At 32.7% G+C, this 16,488-nt stretch carries 13 protein-coding genes; 10 read left to right on the top strand and 3 right to left on the bottom strand.

Translation table 11 applies throughout. From position 1 onward, the window contains the following. The first annotated feature begins 91 nt into the window (after positions 1 to 91). Positions 92 to 826 (top strand): DUF3667 domain-containing protein, encoded by a 735-nt coding sequence (locus BLP44_RS08215; RefSeq protein ID WP_091131554.1) that lies wholly within the window; start codon positions 92 to 94, stop codon positions 824 to 826. Positions 827 to 896: 70 nt separating this feature from the next. Here the strand turns inward: BLP44_RS08215 and ccsA are convergent, their stop codons facing one another. From ccsA to BLP44_RS08200, 3 genes are all read right to left on the bottom strand, one after another. Continuing rightward, positions 897 to 4,118: a cytochrome c biogenesis protein CcsA gene (ccsA, locus tag BLP44_RS08210; protein ID WP_091131551.1), complete on the bottom strand. Its 3,222-nt coding sequence runs from the start codon at positions 4,116 to 4,118 to the stop codon at positions 897 to 899. Positions 4,119 to 4,272: 154 nt separating this feature from the next. Next, the gene (locus BLP44_RS08205; RefSeq protein WP_139159190.1) at positions 4,273 to 5,223 is read right to left on the bottom strand and encodes a tail fiber protein; all 951 of its coding nucleotides are present in this window, start codon (positions 5,221 to 5,223) and stop codon (positions 4,273 to 4,275) included. A 4-nt stretch (positions 5,224 to 5,227) separates the two neighbouring features. Beyond that, a complete protein-coding gene (locus tag BLP44_RS08200; protein ID WP_091131543.1) occupies positions 5,228 to 6,166 on the bottom strand; it encodes a tail fiber protein in 939 nt (312 codons plus the stop codon). 176 nt (positions 6,167 to 6,342) lie between these two features. Here BLP44_RS08200 and BLP44_RS08195 point away from each other — a divergent pair, with 176 nt between their 5' ends. The 9 genes from BLP44_RS08195 (at position 6,343) to BLP44_RS08155 (ending at position 16,409) form a co-directional block, all read left to right on the top strand. After that, complete coding sequence (locus BLP44_RS08195; protein ID WP_091131539.1) at positions 6,343 to 7,104, top strand: Rossmann-like and DUF2520 domain-containing protein; 762 nt, start codon at positions 6,343 to 6,345, stop codon at positions 7,102 to 7,104. After that, the gene (locus BLP44_RS08190) at positions 7,088 to 7,615 is read left to right on the top strand and encodes a KdsC family phosphatase (RefSeq protein ID WP_008468944.1); all 528 of its coding nucleotides are present in this window, start codon (positions 7,088 to 7,090) and stop codon (positions 7,613 to 7,615) included. Before BLP44_RS08195 ends, BLP44_RS08190 begins: the two co-directional genes overlap by 17 nt. A gap of 76 nt (positions 7,616 to 7,691) precedes the next feature. Further along, positions 7,692 to 8,618 (top strand): geranylgeranylglycerol-phosphate geranylgeranyltransferase, encoded by a 927-nt coding sequence (locus BLP44_RS08185; protein WP_091131535.1) that lies wholly within the window; start codon positions 7,692 to 7,694, stop codon positions 8,616 to 8,618. Then, entirely contained in the window at positions 8,611 to 9,195 is a 585-nt protein-coding gene (locus BLP44_RS08180; protein WP_066034589.1) for a Maf-like protein, read from the top strand. The genes BLP44_RS08185 and BLP44_RS08180 overlap by 8 nt, the downstream gene beginning before the upstream one ends. 11 nt (positions 9,196 to 9,206) lie before the next feature. Next, positions 9,207 to 9,737 carry a mechanosensitive ion channel domain-containing protein gene (locus BLP44_RS08175; RefSeq protein WP_008468941.1) on the top strand — a complete coding sequence of 177 codons (531 nt, stop codon included), beginning with the start codon at positions 9,207 to 9,209 and terminating at the stop codon, positions 9,735 to 9,737. A gap of 102 nt (positions 9,738 to 9,839) precedes the next feature. Then, positions 9,840 to 10,940: an AI-2E family transporter gene (locus BLP44_RS08170; protein ID WP_035692153.1), complete on the top strand. Its 1,101-nt coding sequence runs from the start codon at positions 9,840 to 9,842 to the stop codon at positions 10,938 to 10,940. Positions 10,941 to 11,186: 246 nt separating this feature from the next. Next, a complete protein-coding gene (locus tag BLP44_RS08165; RefSeq protein ID WP_317040777.1) occupies positions 11,187 to 12,851 on the top strand; it encodes a hypothetical protein in 1,665 nt (554 codons plus the stop codon). Positions 12,852 to 13,040: 189 nt separating this feature from the next. Beyond that, the gene (locus BLP44_RS08160) at positions 13,041 to 13,553 is read left to right on the top strand and encodes a hypothetical protein (RefSeq protein ID WP_008468934.1); all 513 of its coding nucleotides are present in this window, start codon (positions 13,041 to 13,043) and stop codon (positions 13,551 to 13,553) included. Between the two features lie 324 nt (positions 13,554 to 13,877). Continuing rightward, entirely contained in the window at positions 13,878 to 16,409 is a 2,532-nt protein-coding gene (locus BLP44_RS08155) for a PIG-L family deacetylase (protein WP_091131527.1), read from the top strand. Positions 16,410 to 16,488: the final 79 nt, after the last annotated feature.

Here is a 16,488-nt window from a genome sequence, read left to right as displayed (position 1 = left end):
TCATAAAAAGCTAAAACGCATATTAGATTTAATATGCGTTTTTTGTTATTTTTAATTTAACAAATTCAAAAACAATTAATTAGAGAATTATATGGAGATAATGTGTAAAAATTGTCATCAGATTTTCAAAGGTCATTATTGCAACAATTGCGGGCAACCTGCAGAAACGCATAAAATAAATGCTCATTTTTTGTGGCACGATATTCAGCATGGTTTATTGCATTTTGATAAAGGAATTTTATATTCTTTAAAACAATTATTTACAAGACCTGGACATTCTATCCGTGAGTTTATTGAAGGCAAAAGAGTTCGGCATTTCAAACCGTTATCTTTGGTTGTAGTTTTAGCTGCGCTGTATGGCGTTTTATATCATTTTTTCCATATTAATATGTTTCCTAATACAGATGAGGGATCTGTAAATTTCAATAAGTTTAACGAATGGGTCGCAACCCACTATTCTTGGATTACCATCGCGACAATTCCGATTTACACAATCGGAACTTATGTTGTCTTTAGAAAACAAGGCTACAATTATTTTGAGTTTTTTGTATTAAATACATTTAAGGCTTCTCAACGCCTTTTTGTTCAGATTCTAACTTTCCCAGTACTATTTTATTTTAATGGCACACCTCATATTCAAAAATTTTCATCGGCGGTTTATATCATTGGTCTTATATTGATTTTCTGGACAAACATTCAGTTTTTTAATAAAATATCAAGAATAAAGGCTTTCTTTTTAAGCATTTTAAGCCACATTGTGTTTTTAATCTGTTTCTTCATCATTGCAGCAATCGTGATGGCTGTTTTAGGAAAATTGCCTGTATAAATAAGTAATAAAAAAAGGTTCAACATCGCGTTGAACCTTTTTTGTCTGAATTAATAATTATTACAAATTATTATTTTTTTACTTTTTTGGTTTTATAGTATTTTCTATACTTTGGATAAGTAACAGCACCAATTATAGAAATCGTAATTAAGCAGTAATAAATCCAGTTTAACGAATGTGCTTCACCGCTTGCGTAAGAGTGTAAACCAACTAAGTGGAAGTTTACTCCATAATACGTAAACAAGATAGAAACAAAAGCATACATACTCATTAAATTAAAGAACCATTTTCCTCTTAAAGCTGGAACAAAACGAGCGTGAATTACAAACGCATAAACCATAATCGAGATTAAAGCCCAAGTTTCTTTTGGATCCCATCCCCAGTAGCGTCCCCAGCTTTCATTGGCCCATTGTCCGCCTAAGAAGTTTCCAATAGTCAGCATGATAAGACCAATTGTCAAAGCCATTTCGTTAATGTAACTTACTTCCTTAATGTGTAAATCCATTTTGGCTTTATTTTTATCATTCGTAAAGAAAATTAATAAAAGAGCTACAAAACCTAGGATCATTCCTAAAGCAGTCGGACCGTAACTTGCAACGATTACTGCAACGTGAATCATTAACCAATATGAGTTAAGAACTGGCTGCAGGTTTGCAATTTCTGGATCAATCCAGTTCATGTATGCGGCCATCAAAATCATTGCTGTAACAAACGCAGATGAAGCCACAGTAAGTTTTGATTTTCTGTCAAAAGCCAATCCGAAGAACATTGTTGACCAAGCCACATAAACAATCGATTCGTAAGCATTACTCCACGGTGCATGGCCTGAAATATACCAGCGTGCAATTAATCCTAAGGTATGAATTACAAATAATAATCCGACAATAACATGGAAGCCATTTACAGTAATTCTAAGCCATTTTTTCTCAAAGAAAATACTAAGGATAGTAAACATTAGCATAAGAATAGACGCTGTAATGTACCAATAAGGCAATACTTTGAAAACATCATACTTGTTGTAAGCGATTTCAGCATCGATTTTATCTTCGCTTGGCCTAACTTTAGAACCAAATTTCTTTTGGAAACCATTAATACTTTCTACTAAATTATCGGCTGTATCAAAGTTTTTCTGAATAGAACCATTATTTAAAGCACTAAAATATAATGGCAAAATTTGTTGTACATAAGTTGAATCCATTCCTTTAAAACCTGCATTGTCACGTTCTAAATAAGAAACCCATTTGTTTCCTGGATCATTTGGGACAGGAAATATTTTTAAAATACGCCCACTCAAAGCAGACTCCATTAAGTTGACTTTTTTGTCTGTCTCAACAAAATCTTTCTCAAAATTGTTCGGATTTGCCGCTTTATAAGCTTCATCTAAATATGGAGATAACTTATAATTTCCTTGCTCATCAAAGAATTTTACAAATGGTGCATACTGGTCTTTTGAATCAATTCCGATAATTTTACGAATACTATCGTTTCCTGATTTGATATAAATTAATGGAATCTGGATCCAAACCTGCGCATATTGTGTCATAGACAAGAATACTTGATCAGAATTCATTCCGTTGTAGGTATCTTTATGACTTACCTTTCTAAGCAATTCAGATGAAAACGTATTAATTGGCTTCATTCTACCTCCAGCATCCTGAATAATCAAACGACCGAATTTTGCCGCGTGAGCTTCTGGCGCTTTATATATAGTCAATAACGAATCTAATTGTTTTTGACTTGGCGGAGCCGTAACGTGATTGGCATGATCATTTGGATCTGCAGAATGTGCGTGGTTATGGGTGTGATCGTGTGAATGAACATGAGGTGTTTGCTGTGCAAAACCATTCAAACCAATCAATAAAATCAAAATGGTAATTAGTTTTTCTTTTTTCTTCTGAATAGCATCAAGTTTGCGTTTCAAATCGCCAAAACGAGAATGTTTAGTAAACATAATAGCCATTAAACCAATGTATAATAGAAAATAACCTAAATAAGTAATGTTAGTTCCCCAGAAATCATGATTTACCGATAATACAGTTCCTTTTTCGTCTGGATCAAATGAAGACTGAAAGAAACGATATCCTTTATGATCTAAAACGTGGTTCATAAAAATATCAGCATCAAAAGTTTCTGTAGAATCCAAAACAGTTACTTTACTTTTAAAAGCAGAATAACTTTTCTCTGTTCCTGGATATTTGTCCGCAATAAAATCGTTTAATCTTACTTTAAAAGGTAAAATATAAGCTTTACTTCCATAAAATAAAGAATATTCAATATTGCCAATTTTTACCGTCTTAGCTTCACCAATCTGACCTTTAGAACCAAAAAGCATTACTTCTTTTTCTTGTCCTTCTGCTTTTACTTTAACAACCAAAGCATCTCTATGAGATTTGGCTTTAAAGTCATTATTAGATTCGTAATCTACTTTTCCTTTCAATGGAGGCTCTGGAAATACAATTCTAATGTCTCCAATGCTATATAATGAACGCATCATTAAAGGCTGTATATTATCTTTCGTAACCTTTCCTTTAAACTGATCTGCCATTCGCATAAATTCACCCTCAAAAGGAGTTTGAATAGTATATTCTTTTCCAGTGGTATTAATATTAATTGCACCGTCTGTCTGCTTATTTAAAGCAAATAGAACATTGTGGATATTCTGAACTTCTCCTTCTTTAAGGTAATGTTCTTCTCTCCCGCCCGCTCCAGCTTCAACCAATTTAAGGTATAAAGTTCCGTTGGCGTCTGGCTTTACCACTTCTTTGGCTCCCATAATATAGTTAGAATAGGTAACTTCAAAAGGAGTTTCATCGAATTTACCTGAAATGCTAAAATCGTTATTGGTCGCAGGAGATAATAAAAGGCTTTTTTCAAAAACTCTTCTTTTCATTTCGCCTTTATATTCACCATCTGCAAAAATGGTTAAAAAGGTCTTGTCTGAATAAACTTGGTTTTCTGCCGCGCCTTCGCGAATTGGCATCATTCCTTCATAACTTATATAACGAGTAATAAAAGCCCCTAAAATGATAAAAACAAAAGCAAGGTGCAATAATAGCGTTGCCCATTTTTCTTTTTTATGCAGTTGGTATTTTTTGATGTTTCCGAAGAAATTGATCATAAAGATGGCCATAATCGCTTCAAACCACCAAGTATTGTAAATTAGTATTCTAGCCGTATCGGTATTGTATTTACTTTCGATAAAAGTTCCAACACCCATTGCAATTGCAAATGTTAAAAAAAGAACGGCCATTAATCGTGTAGAAAACAAAAAAGAGAATATTTTTTTATCCATTTTTTAGGGATTACATTGTATAAAAGTGCGACAAAAGTACTTAAAAATGTTGATTAGCAGGCTTTGCCTTTTGTTAATAAAAACCAAAAATAAAAGCTATTTTTTAAACGAATTGACAATAGAAGAAGTTTAAACTTACAAAAAAGTTTTCCCCTTAATTTGACAAAAGTTTTCTTTTTAGATTCAAGATTTCGTTATTTTGAAATTTATTTTCTTTTACTAAATTCTCAATACTTTTATTTTGTTCAATTAAATACAATGTCAACTCTTCAATTTTCTGTAAAAGTTTAGCATTCATTTCTCCTAAATTAATACCGTTTTTAAGCACTTCTTCTTCACTTGGAATATTTTCTAAATGACCTTTTTTTACAATGTGATCTTCTACTTCTGTTAATGTCGGAATATTGTATTCTTTTTTAAAAACATAATCAGGCCAGCCATTCATATCAACTTTAACTTCTTTGGAATGAATTGTTCCGTTTACAGCAAGTTTTGAGTCAGGTGTAGAGGTACCAATACCTACTTTTCCAGCAAAAAAAGATAACGATGCATAATCAACACCGTCATATCGCTGTACAAATTCCTGATTTATTCCATGTTCATTCCAAATAGTTTGCAATTTTAGATTATACTCGGTATTTCTAGAGGACCATTTTTGAGTATCATTTTTTCCTACTTCGATATTAGGAGAATAGACTTCCAAAAAAGCAGATGGTACTGCTGTACCAATTCCAACTTTACCATTTATAATTTGGTCTCCTGTAAAAGTATTTGTTCCTCTAGTTGCTAATTCAATCCAAGCTGTATTATTATTATCCGCTATTTTTCTAAAGAATAATCTATCATTTGAATTAAAAGATGAAGCCATTTGTAATTGATAATTATTATTAGGGTCAATATGTCTCATTACAAATAAATGCTGCCAAGGATTACTCACATCCGGAGTTATGCCAACAGTACTACCACTATGTCCATTATAAATACCGGTTTTAAGAGCTACTGAAAAGTCTGGTATAATTCCTAGCGCATATCCATCACCAACTTGTTGCGAAAAAACAAGTGAATTAATAAATAAGATAGCAGATAGTGTAGTTATTTTTTTCATAATTTTATTTTTTTTCAAGTTTTGTTAATCTGTTTTTCATTTCAACGTTTTCTTTTTTCATGGTTGCATTCTCTTTTTTTATTTCAATCATATACAAGGTCAACTCTTCAATTTTCTGTAAAAGCTTAGCGTTCATTTCTCCTAAATTGATACCATTTTTTAAAACTTCTTCTTGGCTTGGAATATTCTCTAAATGTCCTTTTTCTTTAATGTGATCTTCTACTTCTTTTAATGTTGGAAGATTGTATTCTTTTTTAAATACATAATCAGGCCAGCCACTCATATCAACTTTTACTTCTTTAGCATGAATTGTTCCGTTTACTGCTAATTTTGAATCTGGTGTTGAAATACCAATCCCAACATTTCCAGCAAAAAAAGCTAAAGATGTATAATCTACCCCGTTATAACGTTGTATCAGTTCTTGATTTATACCATTCTCATTCCAGATCGTTTGTAACTTCAAATTATATTCGGCATTTCTAGAGGACCATTTTTGAGTATCATTTTTTCCAATTTCTATGTTAGGAGAATAAATTTCCAAAAATGCGGACGGTGTTGTAGTGCCAATCCCAATATTTCCATTTACAATTTGATTTCCCGTAAAGGTATTGCTTCCCCTCGTTGCAACTTCAAACCATTGCGTATTTCTTGGTGACAGATCCTCATAAGCCATTTTTCTAAAGAATAATCTATCATTCTCAGTATATGAAGAAGCTAACTGTAATTGATAATTATATAACGAATTACTGTGCCTGATCACAAATAAGTGATTCCAGTCTCTACTTAAGTCAGGAGTTGCACCAGCAAGCAGAGCACTATACACACCAGATTTTAATGGTGTAGAAAGATCATTTACCACTGGAGCATATCCATCCCCTATTATTTGAGAAAATCCCGTTGACATAATAAGCATAGAAATAAACGTTATTATCTTTTTTTTCATTGAAGTAAAATTTTAAATTATTCTGAACAAATGTAAATTTAAAAAGTATATATTAATAGCAATTTATTTACAAAAAAATCTGTAGTTAAGCCTAGAAGAAACTGTTTTAAGCGCCATACTTATGTAGAAGAAAATAATAGTTTTCTTTAAAATAAAATAATACTAATTTTGCTTTCATGATTCAGATAACAATAATAGGTTCCGGCAACGTTGCGCAGCATTTGATAAAGGCTTTTTCTGCCAGCAAAATTGTTGAAATTAAACAAGTATTTTCCAGAAAGAAAGAAGCCTTACTTCATTTAATTGATTCTGAAAAGATTGTAACCGATTTTCAAGCTTTAGAACCTGCTGATTTACACATTATTTCAGTTTCAGACAACGTTATTGCAGAAGTATCAGAACAGCTTCCATTTAACAATCAACTTGTGGTGCATACCTCTGGAACATCTTCAATCGAATTATTAAATCCTAAAAACCGACGCGGTGTTTTTTACCCGCTACAGACCTTTTCTAAGAACAAACAAATTGATTATTCAATCATTCCTTTTTGTTTAGAAGCGGAAAACACAGCCGATTTTAAACTATTAGAAACCGTTGCCAAAAGCGTTTCAACAGCAGTTTATTCAATCAGTTCAGAACAGCGAAAAGCGCTTCACGTAGCAGCTGTATTTGTGAGCAATTTTACGAATCATTTGTACCAGATGGGACAGGAAATCTGTGAAGAAAATCAACTACCTTTTGCTGTTTTAAGACCATTAATTCAAGAAACTGCTGATAAAATCAATACACTCGATCCTATTGATGCCCAAACAGGGCCAGCAATACGCCATGATTCTAACACAATCGAAGCGCATCTCGCTTTTTTACAAGACGAAAACAAAAAAAACATCTATAAAATCCTAACACAATCTATACAGCATAATGGCAAAAAGTTATAAAGAATTAATGAATGACATCACAACGTTTGTTTTTGATGTAGACGGCGTACTTACAGACAGTTCTGTTTTTGTAACCAATGAAGGTGAAATGCTAAGAACAATGAATATTCGCGATGGATTTGCAATGAAAGCGGCAATCGAAAGCGGTTATCATGTTTGCATTATTTCTGGAGGAAGCAATGAAGGCGTACGAATTCGTCTTCGCAATTTAGGCGTTACAGACATTCATTTAGGAACTCCAGATAAAGTAAAAACTTTTACAGCCTATACTGAAACTCATAATATAAAACCTGAAAATGTGTTATATATGGGAGATGATATTCCTGATTTTCATGTCATGAAATTGGTTGGATTACCGACATGTCCTCAAGATGCAAGTCCAGAAATAAAAAAAATCTGCCGATATATTTCTCACGTAAAAGGCGGACGCGGTGCTGCCAGAGATGTTATCGAACAAGTAATGAAAGTGCAAGGAAAATGGATGGAGTATTTTAACGGTAAGCACGATTAAAGTTTTCAGTCTCAGTCACAGTTTGCAGTTACAGTAAAAAAACTTAGCCCCTTAGTATCTCAGAACCTTAGAAAAAATGAAATTCCTCAAACTCATTCGTTATAAAAACCTATTAATGCTTGCTTTTATGCAGCTGCTTTTTCGTTATGCCTTTTTAAAACAGCAGGAAGTTCCGCTGGCATTATCTGACTGGCAATACGGATTACTTATTTTAAGCACAATATTATTGGCTGCAGCGGGTTATGTTATCAATAACATTTATGATGTAGGAACTGATAGCATCAATAAACCAAATGATGTTGTGGTTGGAAAAGGAATTACAGAAACAGCCGCGTATAACATTTATATAGGTTTAAATATTTCTGGTGTTGCAATTGGTTTTATTTTGTCGAATATTATTATGAGACCGACTTTCGCTTCGCTTTTTATTCTGATCGCATCACTTCTATATTTTTATGCAACTACACTTAAGCAAATCATGATTTTAGGAAACTTTGTTGTGGCATTGCTTTTAGCGGTAAGCGTTTTAATTATTGGTGTTTTTGATCTTTTTCCAGCGACTACAGCAGAAAATCAGGCACAAATGGCAAGTTTATTTTCAATATTAATTGATTATGCTTTATTTGCTTTCATGATTAATTTTATTCGTGAAATTGTAAAAGATATTGAAGATGTAAATGGCGATTACAATATGGGAATGAATACGCTCCCAGTTGCAATTGGTGTAAGCCGAGCGGCAAAAATAGCTTTAGGTTTTGCTATTATTGCGTTCATTCTATCAGGGCTTTACTGCAATACTTATTTTATGCAAAACAAACTTTACATTGCCGTATTTTATGCATTTGCGACAGTTTTAGCACCTTTGCTTTATTTTATTGTGAAAATATTTAGTGCAAAATCTCAAAAGGATTTTCATCATTTAAGCAGTATTTTAAAACTCATTTTGTTCTTCGGAATTTTGTCAATTCTAGTTATTGCTTTTAATATCAAATACAATGCTTAAAGAAAAATTAAAAAAATACAAAATTATTCTTGCTTCTGGTTCACCTCGCAGACAGCAGTTTTTTAAGGATTTAGATCTAGATTTTGAAATTCGTTTAAAAGACGTTGAGGAAATCTATCCGCCAGAATTAAAAGCAGTCGAAATCACAGATTATCTGGCTAAATTAAAAGCTAATGCATTTGAAGGCGAATTGGCAGCAAATGAAATTCTAGTTACAAGCGATACGATTGTATGGCATCAGAACAAAGCTTTAGGAAAACCAAAAAATGCCGAAGAAGCTTTTGCTATGATCAAATCGATGTCAAACACAACGCATGAAGTGATTACTTCAGTTTGCTTTAAAACCGTAGACTCCTCTACTCTTTTGCATGATATTACTAAAGTAACTTTCAATGACTTATCAGATGAAGCTATTTTGTATTATATCGAAAACTATAAACCTTACGATAAAGCTGGTGCATATGGCATACAGGAATGGTTTGGTTTTATGGCAGTTGCAAAAGTAGAAGGCTCTTATACCAATGTAATGGGACTTCCAACAGCCAAAGTTTATGAATTTTTGACTAAATTAGTGTAAATAATGTAATTATGTTTTCTTTTAAAGAGTATAGCCGAGAAATAATAGCAACAATTATTCTTATTGGGGTTTTGATTGTATTGCGAATGGTAATCGCTAAACTAATAAGACGTTTTGCCGCTACAAGTCAATTATTTGAACACCGCACCAATTTAGTTATTAAGTATATTAATATTTTAATGAATATATTGGTTGTAACCACTTTAATTGTAATTTGGGGAGTTCAAACAGAAGATATTTTTATTACGATTTCTTCTATTGCAACCGTTATTGGCGTGGCTATGTTTGCTCAGTGGTCTATTTTGAGCAATATTACTTCTGGAATGGTTTTATTCTTTTCTTTTCCTTTTAGAATCGGAGACACTATTAAAATACATGATAAAGATTTTCCTATTGAAGCTGAAATTGAAGACATTAATACCTTTCATGTAAGCTTAAAAACAAAAGAAGGTGAAAAAATTGTTTTTCCTAATAATTTATTACTTCAAAAAGGAATTTCGATTATACCTGCAAAGTACGAGGAGCGTGAGTTTTTTGACTAAAAGATAATGGGAATTTTATAACGGGCATTCAAAAAGCTGGAACAGAAAAAGACAAATAAAGTGTAATATTTGTTTTCTACAATCAGCTAAATAAAAATAAAAATGACTCGGCCCATAACATTACCCTTTTATGCAAAACTTTCCTTTATTCTTGTTACTTTAATTTGTTTTGCATTTATTTTTTGCATCGGAAAAGATATTCTCACTCCTATTTTAATGGCGTTTCTATTTGCCGTTTTATTGCTTCCGATTTTTACTTTCTTAAACACAAAATTTAAGTTTCCAAGACATTTGGCGGCGATAGTCTGTTTAATTATTTTTATTTCTGTCATTGTCGGAATTTTGGTTTTTATCTCTTACCAAGTAACTTATATGGCAAATGATTTTCATACCATAAAAAAAAATGCAAACTCTTTTATTCTTGAAATTCATAAATTTATAAGAGAAAATTTTCAGGTAAGCATAGGAGACCAGAAAAAATATTTGGATTCGGTTACAAAAGATTCTGTCAAAAATGGTCAGGCAAAACTAGGTTCTTTTATTGTTTCTATTAGCGATGTCCTTTTAGACAGCACAATTATGGTTGTGTACACCTTTCTATTTTTGATTTACAAAGAACATTTCAAACTGTTTTTTGCCAAATTAATCAAACAGGAAAATCACGCTGTTTTGCAAGATATTTTATCTCAAATAAAAGTTTCAATCAACAATTACATTGTAAGTCTAATTATCGAGATGATAGTTGTTTCTGTTCTAACCAGTTTAGGTTTGTGGATTATTGGCATTAAATATTTCGTCCTTCTCGGATTAATTACAGGAATTTTAAATTTGATTCCGTACATCGGAATCACAATTGCAGGAATTATTACGGTTTTGGCATCATTGACAGGATCTGGAGAAACATCTGTAATTCTTGGAATTTTGATTGTAAATATTATTGTTCAGTTTATTGATAATAATCTTCTTGTTCCTTTAATTATCAATTCTAAAGTAGAAATAAACGCTTTTGTCTCAATAATGGGAATTATTGTTGGAGGCGCCGCTGCCGGAATTGCAGGAATGTTTTTAGCCATTCCGCTTCTAGCTATTCTTAAAATTATTTTTGACCGAATTGAATCACTCTCCGCTTGGGGATATCTAATGGGAAATCATGTTCCCAGAAAATTTGTCTGGAGAAAAAGAAAAGTTACAACAGAAAATTAAAAAAAGCGTTATGCTAGCATAGCATTTATTTATTCCTTATATTCATAAAGCTTAAACTTATTAGAAGAGAACTACCGAATGTTTTTAAATAACAAAATACTGTTTTTTATTTTGCTTTGCTTTTGTTTACAAAGTGGATATGCTCAGGTAGATAAGAATAAAAAAGAGCCAAAAAAGGACAAAGACACCACGGAAATCTATACAAAGATTAGAAATTACTCTAAGAAAAATAAGTTTACGCAAACGATGCATAAATTGTTTTTTAGATCTAAGAAATCAAAGAAAAAAGAAGAACTGCTTGTTCCTATTGATTCTACAAACTATGAAGGCAAAATTATTCGAAAAATTAATATTATTACTTTAGATCCTTTCGGGTACTCAGTTGCCGATACCAATCAAGTGCCTAAAAACTGGGGAGAAAGAATGGGTAACCGACTTCATTTAAAAACCAAAAAAATTGCCATCCAAAATTTATTGCTTTTTAAGAGGAATACACCTTACAATACTTATAAAATTCTAGAGACTGAGCGTTTAATTCGTGCTCAACGTTACGTAACAGCAGTTAGAATTTCTAACCAAAGCGTTGGAAAAGCATCAGATTCTGTTGATGTTACAATTCGAGTCTTAGATTCTTGGAGCACAATTCCGAGGTTTTCTATTTCCAGCAATCAAGTTTCGATTGGATTTAAAGAAAAAGATTTTTTTGGGACAGGACAACAGTTAGAATACCGTTTCACCAACCGTTTTGATGATGGTCAAAATGGTAATGAAGTGACGTACACGGTTCCAAATATTAAAAACACTTATATCGGAACGGTTCTCCATTACAATATGGATTTAGACAATAACTATATTAAAAGCATCGATATCGAGCGAGACTTTTACTCCCCTCTGACGAAATGGGCTGGCGGTTTTTATATGGACGAAAGTTTTAGAAAAGATACGCTTCAAGCTCCAGATTCTACATTTGCTTATCAGCCAAAAAAATATACTTCGCAAGATGTTTGGGTTGGGCATGCTTTTAAAATGTTTGAGGACAATAACAAAGCGATAACAAATCTTGTGACCACTGCTCGTTTTTTAAATGTCAACTACAGCGAATCGCCTTCAGATCTTTATGATCCAAATCATTTTTATTCTTCCGAAAAACTAATCCTCAGCGGAATTGGGCTGAACACAAGAAAATTTATCAAAGACAGTTATATTTTCAGAAATGGACAAACAGAAGACGTTCCGATTGGACGAATATATGGTGTAACTTTTGGCTATCAGTATAAGAATACTTTCTGGCGACCTTATGTTGGCGCTCAATTTTCTTTTGGAAATTATTACCGCTTAGGTTTTTTGAGTATGAATTTTGAAGCAGGAACCTTTTTTCATCAGTCCAAAACCTATCAGACCTCATTTTTGTTTGAGTCCAATTATTTTACAAAATTATATAGCATTGGAAATTGGAAAATTAGACAATTCGTAAATCCAAAAGTGGTAATTGGTATAAATCGAGATGATATTATTGGAGATCAACTAAATATAAATGAACAAAATGGACTTGCCGGATTTAACAGTTATTTGTATGGAACGAGCAAAGCCGTTTTATCGCTTCAAACTCAGACCTATTCTCCTCATGCTTTATTAGGATTTCGTTTAAACCCATTTTTCAATTATTCAATTGCAGTATTGGGAAGTCCAGAAATGGCAATGACTAAAAGCAAACCTTATTCTAAACTTACTGTGGGGTTATTAATTAGTAATGACTACTTAGTTTTCAGTTCATTCCAGCTTTCACTCTCTTATTATCCAAGTATTCCGCAACAAGGAGACAATGTTTTCAAAACAAATACTTTTGAAACAACCGATTTTGGACTTCAAAGTTTTGAACTTGCAAAGCCTAGAGTCGTCGATTATAGATAATTTTTTTAAATTTTTTTTTGAATTTTTCAAATACGACAAAACTCTTATAAATCAATACATTAAAGCTATTTTTAATTATAGCTCATTCGACGAAATACATTTTTATCCGATAAAATACATCTGTTTATTTTTTTTGGCACAGTATATGAATATCCCTATTCAAGATTAACATTTAAAAAAACAAAAAAGATGAAAACGATAAAATTAGCAATCGCCGGATTATTTCTTATGGTTGCAAACGCCACACAAGCCCAAGTATCAGTAAATGTAAATATAGGTACTCCACCAGCTTGGGGACCTGTAGGATATTCAGAAATGGAATATTATTATCTTCCAGATATTGAAGCTTACTACGATGTTCGTGCTGCTCAATTTATCTATTTCGGAGGAGGAAGATGGGTAAGAACAACCTACTTGCCAAGACAATATAGAAACTACGACTTGTATGGAGGTTATAAAGTTGTTTTAACAGATTATCACGGCAGAACTCCTTATGTATACTTTGACCGTCATAAAGTAAAATACTATAGAGGTTACCATGGAGCACCACAAAGACCATACAAACCAAGACCTGTATATGGCTATGATGACAGAAGAGATTACAAACGTTATGACAAACACTACGATAAACACCATGGAAAACATGACCGTCACGATCACGATGATGATCACGACCATGGCCACGGACACGGAAGAAGATAACTGCTAAATTATTAGTAATTAATACAAGAGAGTATCAAAAAATGATACTCTCTTTTTTATAGCATTTTAGTCTGGATGCTATAAAAAAAAGATGCCAAAGAAATCAATACGAACATTAATAGGCCTAATAAGAATAGTAACAACAAATTGAAATAAATTTCAAAACACTTATATCAAAGTTGTTAGATTAGTTTCTAACAGCTTTTTTTATTTTATCAAATTAAAGAAAGGTATAATTATTGAGCGTTAACAATTCATTTAAATAATCTTACATAAAATAATTACTATTTTTGAAATGATTTCAAAAAACATCTAACATTCACCATGCGAAAAATACAGATTCAGATCTTTCTTTTATTTTTTATCGGTTTTCAGGTTTCATTTGCACAGCAGCCGCAAAAACCAAATTCAGTTGAAATTTACAATCAAATCAAAAAGCTAAACTTTTTAGGTTCTGTATTGTATGTTGCCGCACATCCTGACGATGAAAATACTAGAATGATTTCGTATTTAGCCAATGAAATGAACGCCAGAACTGGTTATTTATCATTAACACGCGGTGATGGAGGGCAAAACTTAATCGGACCTCAATTACGTGAATTGCTTGGCGTTATTAGAACTCAGGAATTAATTGAAGCTAGAAAAATCGACGGTGGAGAACAGTTTTTCTCAAGAGCAAATGATTTCGGTTTTTCTAAAAATCCTGACGAAACTTTAGATATTTGGGACAAAAATAAGGTCCTTGCCGATGTAGTGTGGACAATCAGAAAATTCCAGCCAGATATTATCATCAATCGCTTTGACCACCGTTCGCCAGGTACAACACACGGACATCATACTTCTTCTGCGATGTTGAGCGTTGAAAGTTTCAAATTAACAAACGACCCAAAAGTTTATCCTGAACAATTAAAATACGTTACGCCTTGGCAGGTAAAACGCCAATTCTTTAATCCGTCTTGGTGGTTTTACGGAAGCCAAGAAAAATTTGATGCTGCTAACAAATCTAAATTCACAAAATTAGAAACAGGCGTTTACTACACAGGAATAGGTAAATCAAATCAGGAAATCGCTGCTTTGAGCCGTAGCCGCCATCAATCGCAAGGTTTTGGTAGCACAGGAGTTCGCGGTGAAGAAACCGAATATTTAGAACTTATAAATGGCGAAACTCCAAAAGAGCGTGATAATTTATTTGATGGAATTGACACAAGTTGGAACCGTGTTAAAAACGGAAAACCGATTGGCGACTTAATTTCTTCAATCATTTCAAAATACGATTTCAGCAATCCTTCTGCAAGCATTCCAAATTTAGTTAAAGCTTATGCCATGATTCAAGCTTTAGACGATACACATTGGAAAGAAATTAAATTGGCAGCCATTAAAAACATTATTGCATCTTGTTCAGGATTATATCTTGAAGCTGTTGCTAATGAACAAGAAGCCACTCCAGGAAGCACTATTAAACTAACTCTTGAAGCGATTAACAGATGTTCTGTTGGAATGCAGTTAGTTAGCGTAACAACTCTTCCAGATAATCAGACAATAGCCCAAAATATCGTTTTAAAAAACAATAACGATCAGAAAATCAATTTGCAGTTACATCTTCCAAACAATATTGAGTACACTCAGCCTTATTGGCTAAAAGAAAAAGCTACAGTTGGAATGTATACCGTTTCGAATCAAGAAGACATTGGTATTCCTGATATTATACGAGACACAAAAGTAGTTTTTAATGTAAAAATCAACGATGTTGAAATTCCTTTTGAGCGAACTGTTGTTTACAAATACAATGATGGCGTAAAAGGCGAAATGTATAATTTCCTTGATATTGTGCCAGAAGTTACTACTTCGATATTAGAAAGAGTTTTGATTTTTGGAAGCACCAAAAGCAAAATGGTTCCAGTAAAAGTTCGTGCTGGAAAAGACGATGTAAAAGGAAATCTGCAATTAGAATTGCCAAAAAGTTGGAATGTTTCTCCAAAAGAAATTCCATTTGCTTTAGACAAAAAAGGCACAGAACAAATCTTTTACTTTGAAGTAACCCCTCCAGTAAATCCAGAAGAAGTTGTAGCAAAAAGTGTTGCTATTGTTGACAATAAACGTTTTGATAAAGACCAAACCATTATTGATTTCCCTCACATTACTAAACAAATGGTTCTGAAACCAGCAGAATCAAAATGCATCAGAATTGATTTGAAAATTTCTGGAGATGCCATCGCCTATATTATGGGAGCGGGTGACGAAGTTCCAGAAAGTTTAACCCAAATGGGATACAAAGTTTCTATTTTAAAACCAGAAGAAATTACGCCTCAAAAACTAGATTCTTTTAATACTGTGATTACAGGAGTTCGTGCTTACAATACCGTAAATGCTTTGGCAAACAAACAAAATATACTTTTCAATTTTGTAAAAAGCGGTAAAAACATGATTGTACAGTACAATACAAATGGTAAATTGGTTACTGATAAAATAGCGCCATATCCGTTAAAATTATCAAACGATCGCGTGACAGAAGAAAATGCTAAAATTACATTCTTAGCGCCAAATCATCCTGTTTTAAATACGCCAAATAAAATCTCTGAAAAAGATTTTCAAGGCTGGACACAAGAGCAAGGTTTATATTATCCAAACGAATACGATCCTGCCTTCACTCCTATTATTTCATCACATGACAAAGGAGAATCTGCAAAAGATGGAGCTTTACTTGTAGCACCGTACGGAAAAGGATACTATATTTACACCGGTTTGAGTTTCTTTAGAGAATTGCCAGAAGGTGTTTCTGGAGCATATCGATTATTATCGAATATCATTTCTCTGAAACAGCCCATTGAAGCTCCAAAACAAGATTTAAAGCAATAAAATATGGAAGCCAAAAAAACAAAAAAATGGAAAAAAAGCTACACTTATGTATTGGTAGTTAATGCGATCTACATAGCTA

The sequence above is a fragment of the Flavobacterium anhuiense genome, assembly GCF_900101855.1.
GTDB lineage: Bacteria > Bacteroidota > Bacteroidia > Flavobacteriales > Flavobacteriaceae > Flavobacterium > Flavobacterium anhuiense.
This window is presented reverse-complemented; position numbering and strand designations above follow the sequence as displayed.

Coding starts and splice junctions, on each gene's coding strand:
- BLP44_RS08190 (WP_008468944.1), top strand. CDS start 7,088: ATGGCAAAAAGTTATAAAGAATTAATGAATGACATCACAACGTTTGTT.
- BLP44_RS08215 (WP_091131554.1), top strand. CDS start 92: ATGGAGATAATGTGTAAAAATTGTCATCAGATTTTCAAAGGTCATTAT.
- BLP44_RS08195 (WP_091131539.1), top strand. CDS start 6,343: ATGATTCAGATAACAATAATAGGTTCCGGCAACGTTGCGCAGCATTTG.
- BLP44_RS08160 (WP_008468934.1), top strand. CDS start 13,041: ATGAAAACGATAAAATTAGCAATCGCCGGATTATTTCTTATGGTTGCA.
- BLP44_RS08175 (WP_008468941.1), top strand. CDS start 9,207: ATGTTTTCTTTTAAAGAGTATAGCCGAGAAATAATAGCAACAATTATT.
- BLP44_RS08200 (WP_091131543.1), bottom strand. CDS start 6,166: ATGAAAAAAAAGATAATAACGTTTATTTCTATGCTTATTATGTCAACG.
- BLP44_RS08155 (WP_091131527.1), top strand. CDS start 13,878: ATGCGAAAAATACAGATTCAGATCTTTCTTTTATTTTTTATCGGTTTT.
- ccsA (WP_091131551.1), bottom strand. CDS start 4,118: ATGGATAAAAAAATATTCTCTTTTTTGTTTTCTACACGATTAATGGCC.
- BLP44_RS08180 (WP_066034589.1), top strand. CDS start 8,611: ATGCTTAAAGAAAAATTAAAAAAATACAAAATTATTCTTGCTTCTGGT.
- BLP44_RS08205 (WP_139159190.1), bottom strand. CDS start 5,223: ATGAAAAAAATAACTACACTATCTGCTATCTTATTTATTAATTCACTT.
- BLP44_RS08170 (WP_035692153.1), top strand. CDS start 9,840: ATGACTCGGCCCATAACATTACCCTTTTATGCAAAACTTTCCTTTATT.
- BLP44_RS08165 (WP_317040777.1), top strand. CDS start 11,187: ATGCATAAATTGTTTTTTAGATCTAAGAAATCAAAGAAAAAAGAAGAA.
- BLP44_RS08185 (WP_091131535.1), top strand. CDS start 7,692: ATGAAATTCCTCAAACTCATTCGTTATAAAAACCTATTAATGCTTGCT.